This window comes from Yoonia sp. D2-7 (assembly GCF_055809435.1).
Map to the genome: position 1 here is coordinate 3311406 of NZ_CM147912.1, position 14409 is coordinate 3325814.

At 57.0% G+C, this 14409-nt stretch carries 17 protein-coding genes and 1 other RNA gene; 7 read left to right on the forward strand and 11 right to left on the reverse strand.

The genetic code is table 11. The features are described from left to right. Nucleotides 1-94: 94 nt before the first annotated feature. The 3 genes from AC0L7R_RS16370 to rsgA all read left to right on the forward strand — a co-directional run bounded on the left by AC0L7R_RS16370 (nt 95) and on the right by rsgA (nt 3232). Nucleotides 95-1894, forward strand: coding sequence for a 5'-nucleotidase C-terminal domain-containing protein (locus tag AC0L7R_RS16370; RefSeq protein WP_473657911.1), 1800 nt, complete (start codon nt 95-97; stop codon nt 1892-1894). Nucleotides 1895-1935: 41 nt separating this feature from the next. Then, nucleotides 1936-2034: signal recognition particle sRNA small type (gene ffs / locus AC0L7R_RS16375), an RNA gene on the forward strand. 163 nt (nt 2035-2197) lie between these two features. Then, a complete protein-coding gene (rsgA, locus tag AC0L7R_RS16380; protein WP_473657912.1) occupies nt 2198-3232 on the forward strand; it encodes a ribosome small subunit-dependent GTPase A in 1035 nt (344 codons plus the stop codon). A 6-nt stretch (nt 3233-3238) separates the two neighbouring features. Here rsgA and AC0L7R_RS16385 read toward each other — a convergent pair whose 3' ends face one another. After that, the gene (locus AC0L7R_RS16385) at nt 3239-3673 is read right to left on the reverse strand and encodes a phosphatase domain-containing protein (protein ID WP_473657913.1); all 435 of its coding nucleotides are present in this window, start codon (nt 3671-3673) and stop codon (nt 3239-3241) included. A 78-nt stretch (nt 3674-3751) separates the two neighbouring features. Here AC0L7R_RS16385 and AC0L7R_RS16390 point away from each other — a divergent pair, with 78 nt between their 5' ends. Then, nucleotides 3752-5506 (forward strand): DNA polymerase III subunit gamma/tau, encoded by a 1755-nt coding sequence (locus AC0L7R_RS16390; RefSeq protein WP_473657914.1) that lies wholly within the window; start codon nt 3752-3754, stop codon nt 5504-5506. A 16-nt stretch (nt 5507-5522) separates the two neighbouring features. Here the strand turns inward: AC0L7R_RS16390 and AC0L7R_RS16395 are convergent, their stop codons facing one another. After that, nucleotides 5523-6137 carry a histidine phosphatase family protein gene (locus AC0L7R_RS16395; RefSeq protein WP_473657915.1) on the reverse strand — a complete coding sequence of 205 codons (615 nt, stop codon included), beginning with the start codon at nt 6135-6137 and terminating at the stop codon, nt 5523-5525. A gap of 132 nt (nt 6138-6269) precedes the next feature. Here AC0L7R_RS16395 and AC0L7R_RS16400 point away from each other — a divergent pair, with 132 nt between their 5' ends. Together AC0L7R_RS16400 and recR are read left to right on the forward strand one after the other, a co-directional pair. Further along, nucleotides 6270-6614 carry a YbaB/EbfC family nucleoid-associated protein gene (locus AC0L7R_RS16400; RefSeq protein ID WP_348109152.1) on the forward strand — a complete coding sequence of 115 codons (345 nt, stop codon included), beginning with the start codon at nt 6270-6272 and terminating at the stop codon, nt 6612-6614. Nucleotides 6615-6649: 35 nt separating this feature from the next. Beyond that, a complete protein-coding gene (gene recR, locus AC0L7R_RS16405; protein WP_247128462.1) occupies nt 6650-7243 on the forward strand; it encodes a recombination mediator RecR in 594 nt (197 codons plus the stop codon). Here recR and AC0L7R_RS16410 read toward each other — a convergent pair. After that, nucleotides 7240-7791 (reverse strand): DUF4453 domain-containing protein, encoded by a 552-nt coding sequence (locus tag AC0L7R_RS16410; protein WP_473657916.1) that lies wholly within the window; start codon nt 7789-7791, stop codon nt 7240-7242. The genes recR and AC0L7R_RS16410 overlap by 4 nt on opposite strands. A gap of 115 nt (nt 7792-7906) precedes the next feature. Next, entirely contained in the window at nt 7907-8668 is a 762-nt protein-coding gene (locus tag AC0L7R_RS16415) for a DUF1013 domain-containing protein (protein WP_247128464.1), read from the reverse strand. Nucleotides 8669-8798: 130 nt separating this feature from the next. On the opposite strand from AC0L7R_RS16415, the gene AC0L7R_RS16420 reads away from it, so the two are divergent. Then, nucleotides 8799-9428: a ribonuclease T2 family protein gene (locus AC0L7R_RS16420; RefSeq protein WP_473657917.1), complete on the forward strand. Its 630-nt coding sequence runs from the start codon at nt 8799-8801 to the stop codon at nt 9426-9428. 28 nt (nt 9429-9456) lie between these two features. Here AC0L7R_RS16420 and AC0L7R_RS16425 read toward each other — a convergent pair whose 3' ends face one another. The 7 genes from AC0L7R_RS16425 to def (AC0L7R_RS16455) all read right to left on the reverse strand — a co-directional run bounded on the left by AC0L7R_RS16425 (nt 9457) and on the right by def (AC0L7R_RS16455) (nt 14305). Beyond that, nucleotides 9457-10449, reverse strand: a complete 993-nt coding sequence (locus AC0L7R_RS16425; RefSeq protein ID WP_473657918.1) for an MsnO8 family LLM class oxidoreductase — start codon at nt 10447-10449, stop codon at nt 9457-9459. A gap of 146 nt (nt 10450-10595) precedes the next feature. Next, nucleotides 10596-11030, reverse strand: coding sequence for a VOC family protein (locus tag AC0L7R_RS16430; RefSeq protein ID WP_473657920.1), 435 nt, complete (start codon nt 11028-11030; stop codon nt 10596-10598). After that, nucleotides 11027-11839: an aldo/keto reductase gene (locus AC0L7R_RS16435; RefSeq protein ID WP_348109158.1), complete on the reverse strand. Its 813-nt coding sequence runs from the start codon at nt 11837-11839 to the stop codon at nt 11027-11029. The genes AC0L7R_RS16430 and AC0L7R_RS16435 overlap by 4 nt, the downstream gene beginning before the upstream one ends. Nucleotides 11840-11906: 67 nt before the next feature. Next, nucleotides 11907-12806, reverse strand: a complete 900-nt coding sequence (fmt, locus tag AC0L7R_RS16440) for a methionyl-tRNA formyltransferase (RefSeq protein WP_473657921.1) — start codon at nt 12804-12806, stop codon at nt 11907-11909. A gap of 31 nt (nt 12807-12837) precedes the next feature. Continuing rightward, on the reverse strand, nt 12838-13332 hold the full coding sequence (gene def / locus AC0L7R_RS16445; protein ID WP_473657922.1) for a peptide deformylase: 495 nt from the start codon (nt 13330-13332) through the stop codon (nt 12838-12840). Beyond that, on the reverse strand, nt 13329-13784 hold the full coding sequence (gene def / locus AC0L7R_RS16450) for a peptide deformylase (RefSeq protein ID WP_473657923.1): 456 nt from the start codon (nt 13782-13784) through the stop codon (nt 13329-13331). Before def (AC0L7R_RS16450) ends, def (AC0L7R_RS16445) begins: the two co-directional genes overlap by 4 nt. Continuing rightward, nucleotides 13784-14305, reverse strand: coding sequence for a peptide deformylase (def, locus tag AC0L7R_RS16455; RefSeq protein ID WP_348107244.1), 522 nt, complete (start codon nt 14303-14305; stop codon nt 13784-13786). Before def (AC0L7R_RS16455) ends, def (AC0L7R_RS16450) begins: the two co-directional genes overlap by 1 nt. Between the last annotated feature and the right edge of the window lie 104 nt (nt 14306-14409).

Genomic DNA, 14409 nt, shown 5'->3' on the forward strand with positions numbered 1-14409 from the left:
CAGTGTCACGTAATGCCAAAAATTTCAATTCTCTGCGGGAACAATTCTGCCCGCCAATTCGTAGGACACCGAATACAACCCAAAGGCGCAGAAAATGACCCTCGCACCCCAGCGGATCGAGATAGATGAGTCGGCAACTGATCAGTTCAGTCCGATCATAAAGCTACGGCTGCTGCAGACAACGGATCTGCACATGCACATTTTACCGTATGATTACAAAACGTTGCGCCCGACACCCCAACGCGGCCTTGCAAACCTTGTGGGCGAAATCGGCGCTTTGCGCCAAGACGGTATTCCGACGCTACTGTTTGACACTGGTGACTTTTTGCAGGGCAGCCCGCTTGCCGATGCCGCAATGCAAGGACCGTCATCGGACATCCATCCCATTGCCGACGCATTCAACACGCTGAAATATGATGCCGTTGTCCTTGGTAACCATGATTTCGACTACGGCGTTGAACCGCTGTCCGACACGATCAAGCAGATCGATTGCCCCGTTTTGTCCGCAAATGTCAGCACAAACGACGATAAGACGACCTATCCCAATTCAACAATCATCAACGTTGAAACAGGGCCTAATCGTCCACCCATTCGTGTCGGTGTCATCGGCCTGACAACGCCAGTCATTTCGCTAACAACAGACGACGGCGCGCCGGCGGTCAGCACCGCAGACCCCGTCAGCACAGCAAGAACCGTTGTGGCCCAGCTCAAGGAACAGAACGCCGATATCATTGTCGCGCTTTGCCACTTCGGGATCGACCCAGATGACCATATCGAAAATGTTGCGGCTGACATCGCCGGCATTGAAGGTGTCGATGTCGTCATGGCGGGGCACACGCACGAAACATTCCCCTTGGGCACAACGCGCGGCGGCCCGACGATTGATGCACGCAATGGCACAATTTGTGGCAAACCCACGGTTATGTCGGGTGCGTTCGGGCGTTACCTTGGCGTCATTGATCTGGCGCTTGAACGCCGCGCAGATCACGTCGCAATCGTTGATCAAAACACACGCCTTTACAGGCCAACAGAACAGGCTGAACCAAAAGCATTCGCAACGGTTCGCCCTTTGCATGACGCGACAATTACGTCCCTACAGCAAGAAATCGCACGGACGACCCTGCCCCTGTCGACGGCTTTTAGCCTGATCCAGCCTGACCTGACCCAGTATTTGCTGTCATGCGCCCGCCAACTGCATATGCAGGACATTCTGAAAGATACGCGCTTTGCCGACTTTCCGTTTCTCACAACGGCCGCGCCCTTTTCGACGGGCAGCAGGTCCAACCCAAATGACTTCATTTGCATCCCCCCCGGTCCGATCAAGCGCAGCGACGTGACGGCCATCTATCCGTTCAACAACACGGCAGTCGCCATTCTACGAAACGGGGCGCAAATCAAGGATTGGCTCGAAGCGTCGGCGCTTCTGTACCGCCCCATCCAAAAGGGCCGAAAAAATCAGGTTTTGATCGACCCACATGTCCCGCCATATTTCTTCGACACGGTGTTTGGTCTGACCTATCGGATCGACGTCAGCGCCCCGCCGGGCGATCGTATCAGCCAGATTCGCAGGTACGGTGAATTGGTGCGTGACACGGACCAATTTGTGCTGGTGTCCGCGACCAACCGCCTTGAACAGGGACACAATATTCCGCCTGACGACATCATCCACGTCGCAAATCAGAACTCACAAGACATGCTCATCGCGTCACTGAAGCGGCAGTCACCCGTGACAGTCCCCTGCCCGTTCGTTTGGGATTTCGCACCCTTACCAGATACAACAGCTGTGTTTCGAACCTGCAAAGAGGCCGATGTATCAAGCACCGACAGGTCATTGGTCGATAACGGTGTTGATGCCGACGGGTTTCGATCCTTCACACTGTCATTCGACGGCTGACCCGCTCTTGCACGATATAAATTACCGCCCTATATAGGCCCTGAGAGGTTGGCGCGGGCAGGTGCCTCGCCAACCTGGTCAGGTCCGGAAGGAAGCAGCCACAACGAGCCCCACTTGGGTCGATGTCCAGCCTCTCACCTACGCGCCCTATTATGCGCGCCAGCGACGAAACCTTTCAGCAAAGGAGGACTTTTATGACTGTTTCATCCTCCGCCCAGACAGGGCAGCGCTGAGCGATCCCGCTTCCCTTGTCGATCCATGTCTACCAATGACGTGTTATGATCTATTGCGAGGGATATCGCTTTGACCACCACAACAACACTGGCCGACCTAGGTTGGACCAACTTCTACCAATCCCAAGTCGACATTGACGAAGTCACAACAACGACGCCCGCACGCGTGCGCGGCGTTCACCGCACCCAGATTTCGGTCATCACCACCGAAGGCAAAACCGACCTCACGTTAGAACCGGGCATGTCGACGTCAGAAATCGCCATTGGCGATTGGGTGCTCTGCGATCCGAAAGCGGCCCTAATGATCCGGCGCTTGGACCGGATATCAACGTTGCAACGCGGGTCGGACTATCAGCACGGCGAACGCCAACTGATCGCGGCAAACATCGACACGCTGTTTATCACCACATCCTGCAACGCGGATTTTAACGTCGCGCGATTGGAACGGTATCTGGCGCTGGCCTACGACGCCGATGTAACGCCCGTGATCCTGTTGACGAAATCGGACCAAACCGACGACGTGCAGCACTACATCGACGAAGCGCAGGCGCTTGGCCCCGACCTTGCCGTTGTGGCCCTAGATGCCCGCGACGTGACAGAGACGACGAAACTGGCACCTTGGTGCGGCAAAGGGCAAACCGTGGCACTCGCCGGATCATCCGGCGTTGGCAAAACCACGCTGACCAATGCGCTGACGGGCGAAGACGGGGCCACCCAAGGCATCCGTGAAGACGACGCACGCGGGCGACACACAACCACGGGCCGCAGTCTGCACAAATTGCCTTCGGGTGGTTGGCTGATCGACACGCCCGGCATGCGCGGGCTTGGTGTTGCTGACGTGGTCGCGGGCATTAACGAAGTGTTTTCCGAGATTTCCGTTCTCGAAAACCAATGTCGTTTCAGGGATTGCAAACACGAAGGCGAACCGGGGTGTGCAGTAGCGGCAGCGATTGAAGCAGGTGATGTGACGCCAGACCGGCTCAAACGGTTCCAGAAACTGCGCCGCGAAGATGCGATCGCCACTGAAACAACAGCCCAAGCCCGCCTGCGGAGCAAGAAGTTCACCAAAGGCGTCAAAAAAGCTGTGAAGAAGAAAAAGCGCTAAACGCGATCAGACAGGCCGCATCGCCCACGCGGCCTGTTCATCCGTCTCGACAGCGCAAGGACGGACATCACGCAGGACGGACAACGCATCCGGCACACCCATGACATGCATCACCCGCAAAACCGCCATACCGGACCGCCCACATCCGCCCATGCAATGAAACAACACGCGCCCGCCATTGCGAATGATCGTAACACTCTGCGCAACAACGTCATCCAAAGCGCTATCATCAGGCACACCAAAGTCCACGACAGGCACATGGGCCCAACGCGCAAACTGCACAGCAAAAGTTGCGGTCGCCCCTTCATGCCGTTCTGTCAGTGATACGACTAAATCTGGCTGCCACGCCTTCACCAACCCGACGTCCTGTTCGGACATTGGCATCGGGCAAAGCGCCACAACTCCGCCACCGACAGCAATCTCGTAAATTTCAAATCCCATCTTCGCCCCGCTAGCGGTAGACGTCGCCCGCCCTAACGCATAGTTTGACGCAAACACCAGAACCCCGAAAGCCCGCTTATGTCTGACGCCCCCGCTTATCAGGTCCTCGCCCGCAAATACCGACCAGAGACCTTCGTCGATCTTGTCGGCCAAGACGCTATGGTCCGCACGCTGAAAAACGCGTTTGCAGCGGACCGGATTGCGCAGGCCTTCATCATGACAGGGATCAGGGGGACAGGTAAAACCACCACTGCGCGGATCATCGCAAAGGGCATGAACTGCATCGGGCCGGACGGCAACGGCGGGCCAACGACGGAACCATGCGGCGAATGCGAACATTGCACCGCGATCATGGAAGGGCGGCACGTCGACGTCATGGAAATGGACGCTGCATCGCGGACAGGCGTCGGTGACATCCGTGAGATTATCGATTCTGTGCATTATCGCGCGGCCTCTGCCCGCTATAAGATCTACATCATCGATGAGGTTCACATGCTGTCCAAGAACGCGTTTAACGCGCTTCTGAAGACGCTCGAAGAACCTCCCGCACACGTCAAATTCATCTTCGCGACCACCGAAATCCGGCAGGTCCCCGTGACGGTCCTGTCACGTTGCCAGCGCTTTGATCTGCGGCGGATCGAACCCGAAGTCATGATCGCGCTGATGCAAAAGATCGCAAAGGCGGAAGGCGCTGAAATTCACGACGACGCGCTTGCGTTGATCACCCGTGCCGCCGAAGGATCAGCCCGCGATGCGACGTCTTTGCTCGACCAAGCCATTTCCCACGGCGCTGGCGAAACAACCGCCGATCAGGTCCGCGCGATGCTGGGCCTTGCCGACCGTGGGCGTGTGCTTGACCTATTCGACATGATCCTGCGCGGCGAAGCAGCAGAAGCCCTAACCGAACTATCAGCGCAATACGCCGACGGTGCCGACCCGCTCGCGATCCTGCGCGATCTGGCCGAGATCACCCATTGGATCAGCGTCATCAAGATCACGCCGGACGCGGCAGACGACCCAACAATCAGCCCCGATGAACGGACCCGCGGCCAAGCAATGGCAGGCCAACTGCCAATGCGCGTGATGACGCGGATGTGGCAAATGCTGCTGAAAGCCTTGGAAGAAGTCGCAGCCGCCCCCAACGCAATGATGGCGTCCGAAATGGCGGTGATCCGACTGACGCACGTGGCCGACCTGCCAACGCCCGACGAACTGGTGCGCAAACTCAAAGACGCGACACCGCCAACGGGCGGGCCCACAGGCGGTGGACGCCCTGCCCCGCAAGGCGGCGGAACCACAAACGCGATGGGCAGCACGCCCGTACCAACGCACAGCGGACCGTCCGGTCCATCGGCATCTGGCGCGCAAACTGCCGTGGCCTTGGCCGAAGACGCGCTGCAGCACTACGCACGCTTCGAAGATGTCGTGGACCTGATCCGGCGGCATCGCGACGTGAAACTACTGGTGGAAGTCGAAACAGGCATCCGTCTGGTAGCCTACCAACCCGGCCGGATTGAAGTGCAGCCAACAGCAGATGCATCCACCGATTTGGTCGGCAGGTTGGGGTCACGATTGCAGGCATGGACAGGCAATCGCTGGGTGATCACTGTCCGCGACGAAGGCGGGGCAGAAACCATCGCGGAAATCCGCGACGCGGCTGAAAACGCGATCAAGGCGGAAGCAGCGGCACACCCGCTTGTGCAGGCGGTCATCGCGGCATTCCCGAAGGCCAAAATCACCGACATCCGGACCGAAGCGGAAAAAACGCAAGACGCATTTACAGATGCGTTGCCAGAAGTCGATGATGAATGGGACCCATTCGACGACGAATGAGCCCCGTCAGGTCAGCTTAGTTTGTTGGCCAAGCATCCGGATCAATGTGACCAAGCACAGTGAAACTGTCGCCTTCTGGACGCACAACATATGCGACACCCTGCGGTTCGGGATAGATACCAGTCGCAGCTTCAAACGGGTCGTCGTGGCCAACCACAACGCGATTTCCCTCTGCCACGACTTCGGTCAGAAACGGCAATACATTCTCACGCATCTGCGCGATGTCCGCTTCTGAGTAATCCTCTGCCTTTGCGAAATGCAGCGCTTCATCCGTGTGATAATGACCAAATGCCAGATCAGCGGTCTGCCAAGCACGGCAATACCCACTGCTGACAACGCCACCGACCGGAACCTCTAACGCGTGCACTGCGGCGCCAATGCCTTTGGCTTCTGACCAGCCTTCTGCGCTCAGCACACGTTGGGTCGCACAATCACCCATCACAGCATGAACCTGATCCGCATAATCGCTTTCCGTCGTGGCGTGCCGAACGTAGATCACCAATCCGCCTTCCTGAAGTGCCGCGACGAGGTCTTGTGGTGATGCATCTTGGGCGGTTGCCCCCGACGATACACATAACAGCGCCACGACTGATGCGGCGCGCGGCAGATGGCTAAAAAGAGTAAGTGACATGGGATTTCCTTTTCCTGAGTGATTCCGTCAGAATAAGGGTTAACCGACTCTTTTAGTCGGATACAAGCCCCGACTTGTTACCACCCCGCAAAAGACCTATTTAAAAACGAACACGCACAAAGGGATGATAAAATGCTCAAAGGGCTTGGTGGCCTTGGTGATATGGCCAAGATGATGAAATCCGCGCAGGAAATGCAGGGCAAAATGGCCCAGATGCAAGAAGACCTCGAAAACATGATGGTCACGGGCGAAAGCGGTGCAGGTCTTGTGAAAGCAACGGCAACAGCCAAAGGCGAGCTGAAGGCGCTCGACATTGATCCGTCGATTTTTGATCCGAACGAAAAAGAAGTCGTCGAAGACCTGATCCTTGCAGCGATCAAAGACGCGCAACAAAAGGCTGGCGAACGGGCACAGTCTGAAATGCAGAAAATGACCGAAAGCCTTGGCTTGCCGCCGGGCATGAATTTGCCGTTCTAAGTGCCGATTTTTCGCCCAAAATTCGGGGGCCGCACGTGACCAGTGGCACCGATGATCTTGAAAACCTGATCACGCTGCTCGCCAAGCTGCCCGGTCTTGGACCGCGGTCTGCGCGGCGAGCCGTGTTGCATCTGGTCAAAAAGCGTAGCCTGCAATTGATCCCGCTAGCCGAGGCCATGCACCGCGTGGGTGCTACCGCCCGCGAATGCCTGAACTGCGGGAACATTGGCACGACCGACGTGTGCGATATTTGCGAAAGCGAAAAACGGGCGATCGGTCAGATTTGCGTCGTCGAAGACGTTGCTGATCTGTGGGCCATGGAACGCAGCCAAACCTTCAAAGGCCGCTATCACGTGCTCGGCGGGACTCTGTCGGCGCTTGATGCTGTGGGGCCGGAAGAACTGCGCATCCCCAAACTGATCGACCGGATCAAGTCCGAAAACGTGACCGAGGTGATCCTCGCGCTTGGTGCCACCATCGACGGGCAGACCACCGCGCATTACATCGCGGACCAACTGCCCGGCATCACTGTCACGTCGCTGGCGCAGGGCGTGCCCGTGGGCGGTGAACTCGACTACCTCGACGACGGTACAATTACCGCCGCCTTAAATGCGCGCCGCAGCATTTAGCCCGCCATGCCACCCGCGCAGACTTTTGGCGAGAACAACAGACCGCCAACCCATCCCATGCGGCCATCGCCCATATCGATGAACTCCATCCCATCCACGGTGATGTAACCAAAATCAATATTATCACCCGGCATGATTTCTCCAAAAAACGCCGTATCCGGATGCCGCCCCGCTGTCATCAACAGCGCAGGCCCGTCGTATCCCAAACACGCGCTTTCATAACCAGTCCGCACCGGCAAATCAGCCAATGCACGGCGTTGATCCACATAATCAACATCAAGCGACTGGCGGGACGTATCCACTGCGCAACTGAATTCTTCTTCGACTTCCCGCACTTGCGCGACGATCAATTCGTCTTCCGCGCTCAGTTTCGGCGAAGACGTGGTGCAATCGCTGTTATCAAAAACAGACTTGCCCAATTCAGACCCGAAACAATACCCAGCACGATCAAAGACCGTGTTGCGGGTCAGCCAAAGTTCGTCGCAAAGCGCATCAGCGACCGCTGTCGCCGGGGTCAAAGTCAAAAATATAGCCGTCAAAAAACGCATCAAAATCTCCTAAATTATCCAATCCAGATTAGGCGATGAACGGATGCAGGCTCAAACAAAAAATCCCGGCGCAAAGGCCGGGATTTCCATACTTTTTACGAAAGTGACGCGGACCTTAGTCTTCGTCTTTCTCATCCGCATCATCTGGCAGGTTAAAGAAGCTATCAGCATCGGACACGTCCATATCTGCAGACTTCGTCTCCAGATCGTCTGCATCGTCTTCAGCCAGAGAAAACGTCTCAAGACCGGCAATCGCGCTAGGCATCTTCGGCTCGGCAGGCATGCCAAGGGATTGTTCGGTGCTGACCAACTTGCGGCGCTCGTCATCAGACATCGCGCTGCCTTCTTTGGCGGCTTTGGCGTTGGCTTTCTGAACAGCCATGTCCAACTCGCCCTGCTTACACATACCCAACGCAACCGGATCAATCGGATCAATGTTGGAGATGTTCCAGTGGGTGCGTTCGCGGATCGCCTGAATGGTTGGCTTTGTTGTGCCGACCAGTTTGGAAATCTGACCATCGGAAAGCTCTGGGTGGAACTTCACCAACCACAGGATCGACGCAGGACGATCCTGACGCTTGGACAGCGGCGTATAACGTGGACCGCGGCGCTTTTCTTCGCCTTGGGCGGCCTTGTAGAACTTCAACTTCAGCTTATGCAGCGGGTTCGCTTCGGCCTTGTCGATTTCTTCTTGGGTCAGCTGGTTGTTCGCAATCGGGTCAAACCCCTTCACGCCAGTTGCCACGTCACCATCCGCGATTCCCTGTACTTCCAGCTCGTGGAAGCCACAGAAATCAGCGATCTGCTTGAACGTCATTGTGGTGTTGTCACACAGCCAAACTGCTGTGGCTTTTGCCATAATCGGTTTATCGGACATCAAATGTCTCCTCATCAAAATGACAAGCCTTTCCCGCGCCCTTGAAGGGGCTGACCGCTTGGGCCGGGTTCGCATTGTCGGGGAACTTGAAGCCTATATAAGGATGCCAAGCAATTTAGGGAAGATCAAAATGTGGCGGATGGTTTTAGGGCTTTTGACGTGGGCTGGTATGGCATCGGCACAGGACACTGCTGGCGAATTTGATTACTACGTTTTGTCCCTGTCTTGGTCCGCAAACTGGTGCGCATACGAAGGCGACGACCGCGATTCCCCGCAATGTGATCCGGCGCGCGATCACGGCTGGGTCCTGCACGGTCTTTGGCCGCAATACGAACGCGGCTACCCTGCCGATTGCCGGACATCATTCCGCCCGCCGTCGCGTGGGCAAACTGGCGACATGGCCGACATCATGGGAACATCGGGGCTGGCTTGGCACCAGTGGAACAAACACGGGGTCTGCACAGGTCTCGATTCCGAAGATTACTATGCCCTGTCCCGCGTCGCCTACGACAAAGTCACGCGGCCCGACGTCCTACGCAAACTCACCGATCCCGTGACCTTGCCCGCGTCCCTGATCGAAGAGGCATTCATCCAGTCGAACCAGACGCTCGAACCCGACCAGATCACAATCACCTGCCGCCAAGGTTACATCCAAGAAGCACGCATCTGCCTCACCCGAGACCTAGAATTCCGCGACTGCGGAACCGACGTAATCCGCGACTGTACCATGCAAAGCGCGCAATTTGAACCAATGCGGTAATTGCCGCCCACGTTCATCAACGGCACTTTCAGTCACACAGCTCCGTCAGAACCTCTGCCGCGATCTGGAATGACTTCACCCGTTCTGCGTTATCATGGATCATCCCTGTCACCATGATTTCATCGGGTTGGTAGGTATCAATCAGGCCAGCCAACTGCGTTTTCACGGGCGCAGCCGATCCTGTAGCAGAACAGGACAACGCATGTTTCACCCCCGCCAGTATTTGACCGGGCACCTGCGCTGCCACGTCACGCACCGGATACGGCAGCTTTCCGGGTTTCCCCATATGCAGGTTCGCAAAGGCCAAATACTGCGACGACCGCAGATATTCCGCCTCTGCATCCGTTTGTGCGGCACAAACACCCGCCGCCATCATCGCATAGGGTTTCTCCAAATACGCCGATGGCTTGAATGACTCACGGTAAACTTGCAATGCCTGCCCCAACAGATCCGGGGCAAAGTGCGACGCAAAGGCGTATGGCAACCCCAGATGTGCGGCCAATTGCGCACCATACAGACTAGACCCCAACACCCAGACAGGCACATCTGTCCCGGCTCCCGGAACAGCGCGAACCGATGCATGATCAGGCACGTCACCAAAGTAGCCGATCAATTCCTGCACATCCTGTGGAAAGGTATCATCAGGTGCCATGTGACGGCGCAAAGCACGGGCCGTCGCCATGTCCGTTCCTGGCGCACGACCGACACCCAAATCAATCCTGTCGGGATACAACGTGGCCAACGTGCCGAATTGTTCGGCAATCACCAAAGGCGCATGATTTGGCAGCATGATACCGCCTGCGCCGACACGTATCGTCTTAGTCGCGCCCGCCACGTGGCCAATCACGACCGACGTTGCAGCGCTTGCGATACCTTGCATGTTGTGATGTTCCGCCAGCCAATAGCGATGATATCCCGCAGCTTCTGCCGCTTGGGCAAGCGCGACCGTATTGGCAAGCGCATCTGCGGCCGTTTTGCCTTCGGGGACTGGCGAAAGATCAAGTAACGAAAATGTCTGCATAAGTGTGCTCCTTGACCGAACACCTAAGCAGCCATCGCGCCCAAACCAAGATCACCAAAGGTCAGGCAGAGACGTTTTTCTAGCTTGGCCCGTGACACCAGTTTGACGGGATCAGTTTCGCGCGACGCTGGCGCCTTATAGGCCCGTCACCAATCCCGCCCATCCGGATATTCCGCTGGTCCTTTAATCTCTAGCTTGTTCCCAAAGGGGTCGAAAATATAGAATGAAAGGCCGACACCTCTGGCACCGCCATGGGTCGCTTCACGGTCGATTTCCACACCATGCGCTGCTAAATGCGCCCGCATGGCGTCAGGCTGAAACGGCGATGTCGCGATGCACAGGTGATCCACATTCCGACCGCCTTTCACTGGCGGTACAGCGCTCGCCGCACCCGGATGCGTGGTGTCCCACAGCACGATCAACGCGGACCCTGCCCAAACCTGTTCCATCCCCAACGTCGGATAGGAATACCCCGGAACGCAGCCCAAAACGTCCTGATAAAACGCAAGCGCCTTGGGCATGTCATCCACGATGAACACCACATGATCGATCCCGACAAGGCTGAACGGCGGGGGTGTCATGCGACGTCCCATGTCGGGCACCACGGCCCGTCGACCAACCGCATATCTTTATTCAGACCTGCAATCTCGGCACGTTCCGCATCGGTCAAAACGATATCACCAGCGGCAAGGTTTTCCGCAATCCGGTCACGGCTGCCCGCCGATGGAATAATGATATGACCCTCTGATAGCAGCCACGCCAACGCAATCTGCGAAGCCGTGGCACCGTGTGCCGCACCAATGCGTTGCAGCACAGGATCATCCAGCACAGCACCGCGCGCCAACGGCGAATAGGCGGTCATCGGGATGCCCTTTGACCGACAATCCGACACGATTGGCGTATTATGCAGGTAAACATGCAGCTCCACCTGATTAGTGAAAATCGGGCGATCCCCCAGCAAATCCATTGCTTTCGCGATGTAGGGCTTCGTGAAGTTCGACACCCCAATATTGCGGCACAGACCGGCGTCATAAACGGCAGCCAGCTGCGCCATGTAATCTTCGATATCGTATTCATCTTTGATCGACGGATAGTGCAGCAACAACAGATCAACAGGACCAACGCCCAACTTTTCAAGCGACGCATCAACATGCGGCCTGATCTGACCGGGACCAAAGCTTTCCGGTGCGACCTTCGTTGTCACCCACAGATCATCACGGGCAACGCCGTGATCGGCAATCGCACGGCCAACGTGTTCTTCGTTCTCGTAGCCTTCAGCACAATCCAGATGACGATACCCGACATCAAGCGCTGTCAGCGTCCCGTCATAGGCCGCATCGCCCAAGCGATTCCATGTCCCGTATCCAATGCGCGGTATCGTATTAAGCATCCGGCTCTCCTCATCATTTGGAGAAAAGCTAACCCAACTAAAACGATTACGCTAGGGCAAAGATCGCCTAACTCAGACGATCCCCAAGATCCAAACCACGCAACACATCCGCCGCATCCATTGGTTTTTTGCTGGGGCGTTGGGCGCGAGTGATGCGCACCGCACCTGTCGCACATGCAACGTCGAAACCTTGCAATACAGTGCCCGGTGCTGCAACGCCGTCGATGACCTCTGCGACAAGCAGCTTCACGCGTTCACCGTCCACATCGCACCACGCCCCCGGAAACGGGGACAGCCCGCAAATGTGGTTCGCAACCTCGGCGGCAGGGCGATCCCAATCGACGCGCGCCTCGGACTTGTCGATCTTGGCGGCATAGGTCACGCCGTCCTCCGGTTGCGTTTCGGGCGTCAATTCGGGCAACCGATCCAATGCTTCAACCACCAACGCAGCCCCCATTGCCGACAACCGATCATGCAGTTGACCCGTTGTTTCAGCTGGCGCAATCGGCGTGGCTTGGCGCAGTAGGACAGGACCGGTATCCAGCCCTGCTTCCATCTGCATAATGCACACGCCAGTCGCGGCATCCCCGGCCATAATCGCACGGTGGATCGGCGCCGCACCCCGCCAACGCGGCAACAACGACGCATGGATATTCAGACAGCCATGCGTCGGCGTATCCAAAATCACCTGCGGCAGGATCAAACCATAGGCCACGACAACAGCGATATCGGCGTTGTGACTGGCGAAAACCGCTTGGGCGTCTTCATTGCGCACAGACACCGGATGATGGACCGGCAATCCCAGCGCCTCGGCCCGCGCTTGCACGGGCGGCGGGCGATCCTTCTTTCCGCGCCCAGCAGGCCGCGGCGGTTGTGAATAGACGGCAACCACATCGTGGCCAGCATCAACCAAAGCATCCAGAACAGGCACCGAAAAATCGGGCGTCCCCATAAAGATCACTCGCATTGGTATCCCTTTCATCTATTCGGACAACGCGTCACCGGCCCGCTTTACGTGCCTTCCGCAGCAACATATCGCGCTTTGTCTTGCTCAGACGGTCGAAATACATCTTGCCGGCCAAGTGGTCGATTTGATGCTGCACCGACGTGGCCCACAGGCCAACAAAGTCGCGATCTTCCATCTCGCCATCACGGTTCATGAACCGAACAGTCACGGCACGCGGGCGATTGATCAACGCAGATTGACCCGGCAGGTTGGGCGACGCTTCGGCATGGGGGCGCAATTCCACCGATGCATGCAGCACCTCTGGGTTCGCCATGCACACGGCTTGGCCGCGTTTTTCGGACGCATCCACGACCGCGAGCCGCTGCATAACCCCCAACTGCACCGCAGCCAGACCAACACCGGGCATCGCTTCCATCGCGTCGATCATTTCGTCCCAGATCGCACGGGTTTCATCCGTGATTTCTGTCACATCATCAGCAACCGTGCGGAGCGCCTTGTGCGGCCACATTACAAAAGGTCGGGTCATTGGCGTTTATCCGTAATCAAAATACCGTTCAGATGATCGATCTCGTGCTGCACACAAGCCGCTGAGAAACCGTCAAAGCTGGCCTCAAGAAACCCACCATCCACATCACGCCAACGCACAACAACCGACGCGGGGCGCGTCACATTGATCAGATCGCCTGCAATCGACAGACACCCTTCGGCCAAGGTCGACATTTCTTCGGAGGCCGACACAATCTCGGGGTTCACGAAAATCACCGGCTGCGGATCGGCGTCTTTCCACGTGGCGTCCATCACAAACAGACGTTGCAGCACACCCACCTGAGGTGCTGCAATCCCACGGCCATTTGCGGCATACATTGTCGCCAACATATCCTCGGCCAAGCTGATCAGCGCGTCATCAAACACCACAACGTCGGCGGCCACCTGCGACAGCACCGGATCGGGCGCCTGCACAATCGGCATCACCGCCATCAGCCGCGCGCCATTTCGCGTTTCAGTTTTTGCATCTTGCGGGTGATCATCTGGCGCTTGAGCGGCTTCAGATAATCAATAAACAACTTGCCATCGAGATGATCGATCTCGTGCTGGACACATGTCGCCCACAGTTCATCGAACTTCTCATTGCGTTCTTTGCCGTCAACGTCCTGCCATTTCACTTCGACCGCAGCGGGGCGTTCCACTTCGGCGTATTGATCAGGGATCGACAGACATCCTTCGTCGTAGACGCTGCGTTCGTCGCTTTGCCAGACCACTTCTGGGTTGATCAGGACCATCGGTTCGGGCGTGCCGCCTTCTTCCTTCACGCAATCCATCACGATCATCCGCTCGGTGATCCCGATCTGCGGGGCAGCCAGACCAATACCCGGTGCGTGATACATCGTTTCCAGCATATCATCGGCCAGCTTCGCCCGGTCCGTGGAAAAGTCCACAACAGGGGTGCATTTGGCTTTCAGCCGCGGGTCGGGGTGGATCAGGATTTTGCGCAATGTCATGCGCGTCCATCTAGCGTCTCGCCTACCATCCCGCAAGTGTGACCGTTTTCGACTTGCACCCCCTCGCGCGTCAAAGCACGTTACAAAAAAGTCAGTTGCGGAGA

What these genes read in the sequence shown, in the direction of transcription:
- AC0L7R_RS16370 (WP_473657911.1), top strand. Translation starts at nt 95, where the DNA reads ATGACCCTCGCACCCCAGCGGATCGAGATAGATGAGTCGGCAACTGAT.
- AC0L7R_RS16385 (WP_473657913.1), bottom strand. Translation starts at nt 3,673, where the DNA reads ATGGGATTTGAAATTTACGAGATTGCTGTCGGTGGCGGAGTTGTGGCG.
- AC0L7R_RS16390 (WP_473657914.1), top strand. Translation starts at nt 3,752, where the DNA reads ATGTCTGACGCCCCCGCTTATCAGGTCCTCGCCCGCAAATACCGACCA.
- AC0L7R_RS16395 (WP_473657915.1), bottom strand. Translation starts at nt 6,137, where the DNA reads ATGTCACTTACTCTTTTTAGCCATCTGCCGCGCGCCGCATCAGTCGTG.
- AC0L7R_RS16400 (WP_348109152.1), top strand. Translation starts at nt 6,270, where the DNA reads ATGCTCAAAGGGCTTGGTGGCCTTGGTGATATGGCCAAGATGATGAAA.
- AC0L7R_RS16410 (WP_473657916.1), bottom strand. Translation starts at nt 7,791, where the DNA reads ATGCGTTTTTTGACGGCTATATTTTTGACTTTGACCCCGGCGACAGCG.
- AC0L7R_RS16415 (WP_247128464.1), bottom strand. Translation starts at nt 8,668, where the DNA reads ATGTCCGATAAACCGATTATGGCAAAAGCCACAGCAGTTTGGCTGTGT.
- AC0L7R_RS16420 (WP_473657917.1), top strand. Translation starts at nt 8,799, where the DNA reads ATGTGGCGGATGGTTTTAGGGCTTTTGACGTGGGCTGGTATGGCATCG.
- AC0L7R_RS16425 (WP_473657918.1), bottom strand. Translation starts at nt 10,449, where the DNA reads ATGCAGACATTTTCGTTACTTGATCTTTCGCCAGTCCCCGAAGGCAAA.
- AC0L7R_RS16430 (WP_473657920.1), bottom strand. Translation starts at nt 11,030, where the DNA reads ATGACACCCCCGCCGTTCAGCCTTGTCGGGATCGATCATGTGGTGTTC.
- AC0L7R_RS16435 (WP_348109158.1), bottom strand. Translation starts at nt 11,839, where the DNA reads ATGCTTAATACGATACCGCGCATTGGATACGGGACATGGAATCGCTTG.
- fmt (WP_473657921.1), bottom strand. Translation starts at nt 12,806, where the DNA reads ATGCGAGTGATCTTTATGGGGACGCCCGATTTTTCGGTGCCTGTTCTG.
- def (WP_473657922.1), bottom strand. Translation starts at nt 13,332, where the DNA reads ATGACCCGACCTTTTGTAATGTGGCCGCACAAGGCGCTCCGCACGGTT.
- def (WP_473657923.1), bottom strand. Translation starts at nt 13,784, where the DNA reads ATGGCGGTGATGCCGATTGTGCAGGCGCCCGATCCGGTGCTGTCGCAG.
- def (WP_348107244.1), bottom strand. Translation starts at nt 14,305, where the DNA reads ATGACATTGCGCAAAATCCTGATCCACCCCGACCCGCGGCTGAAAGCC.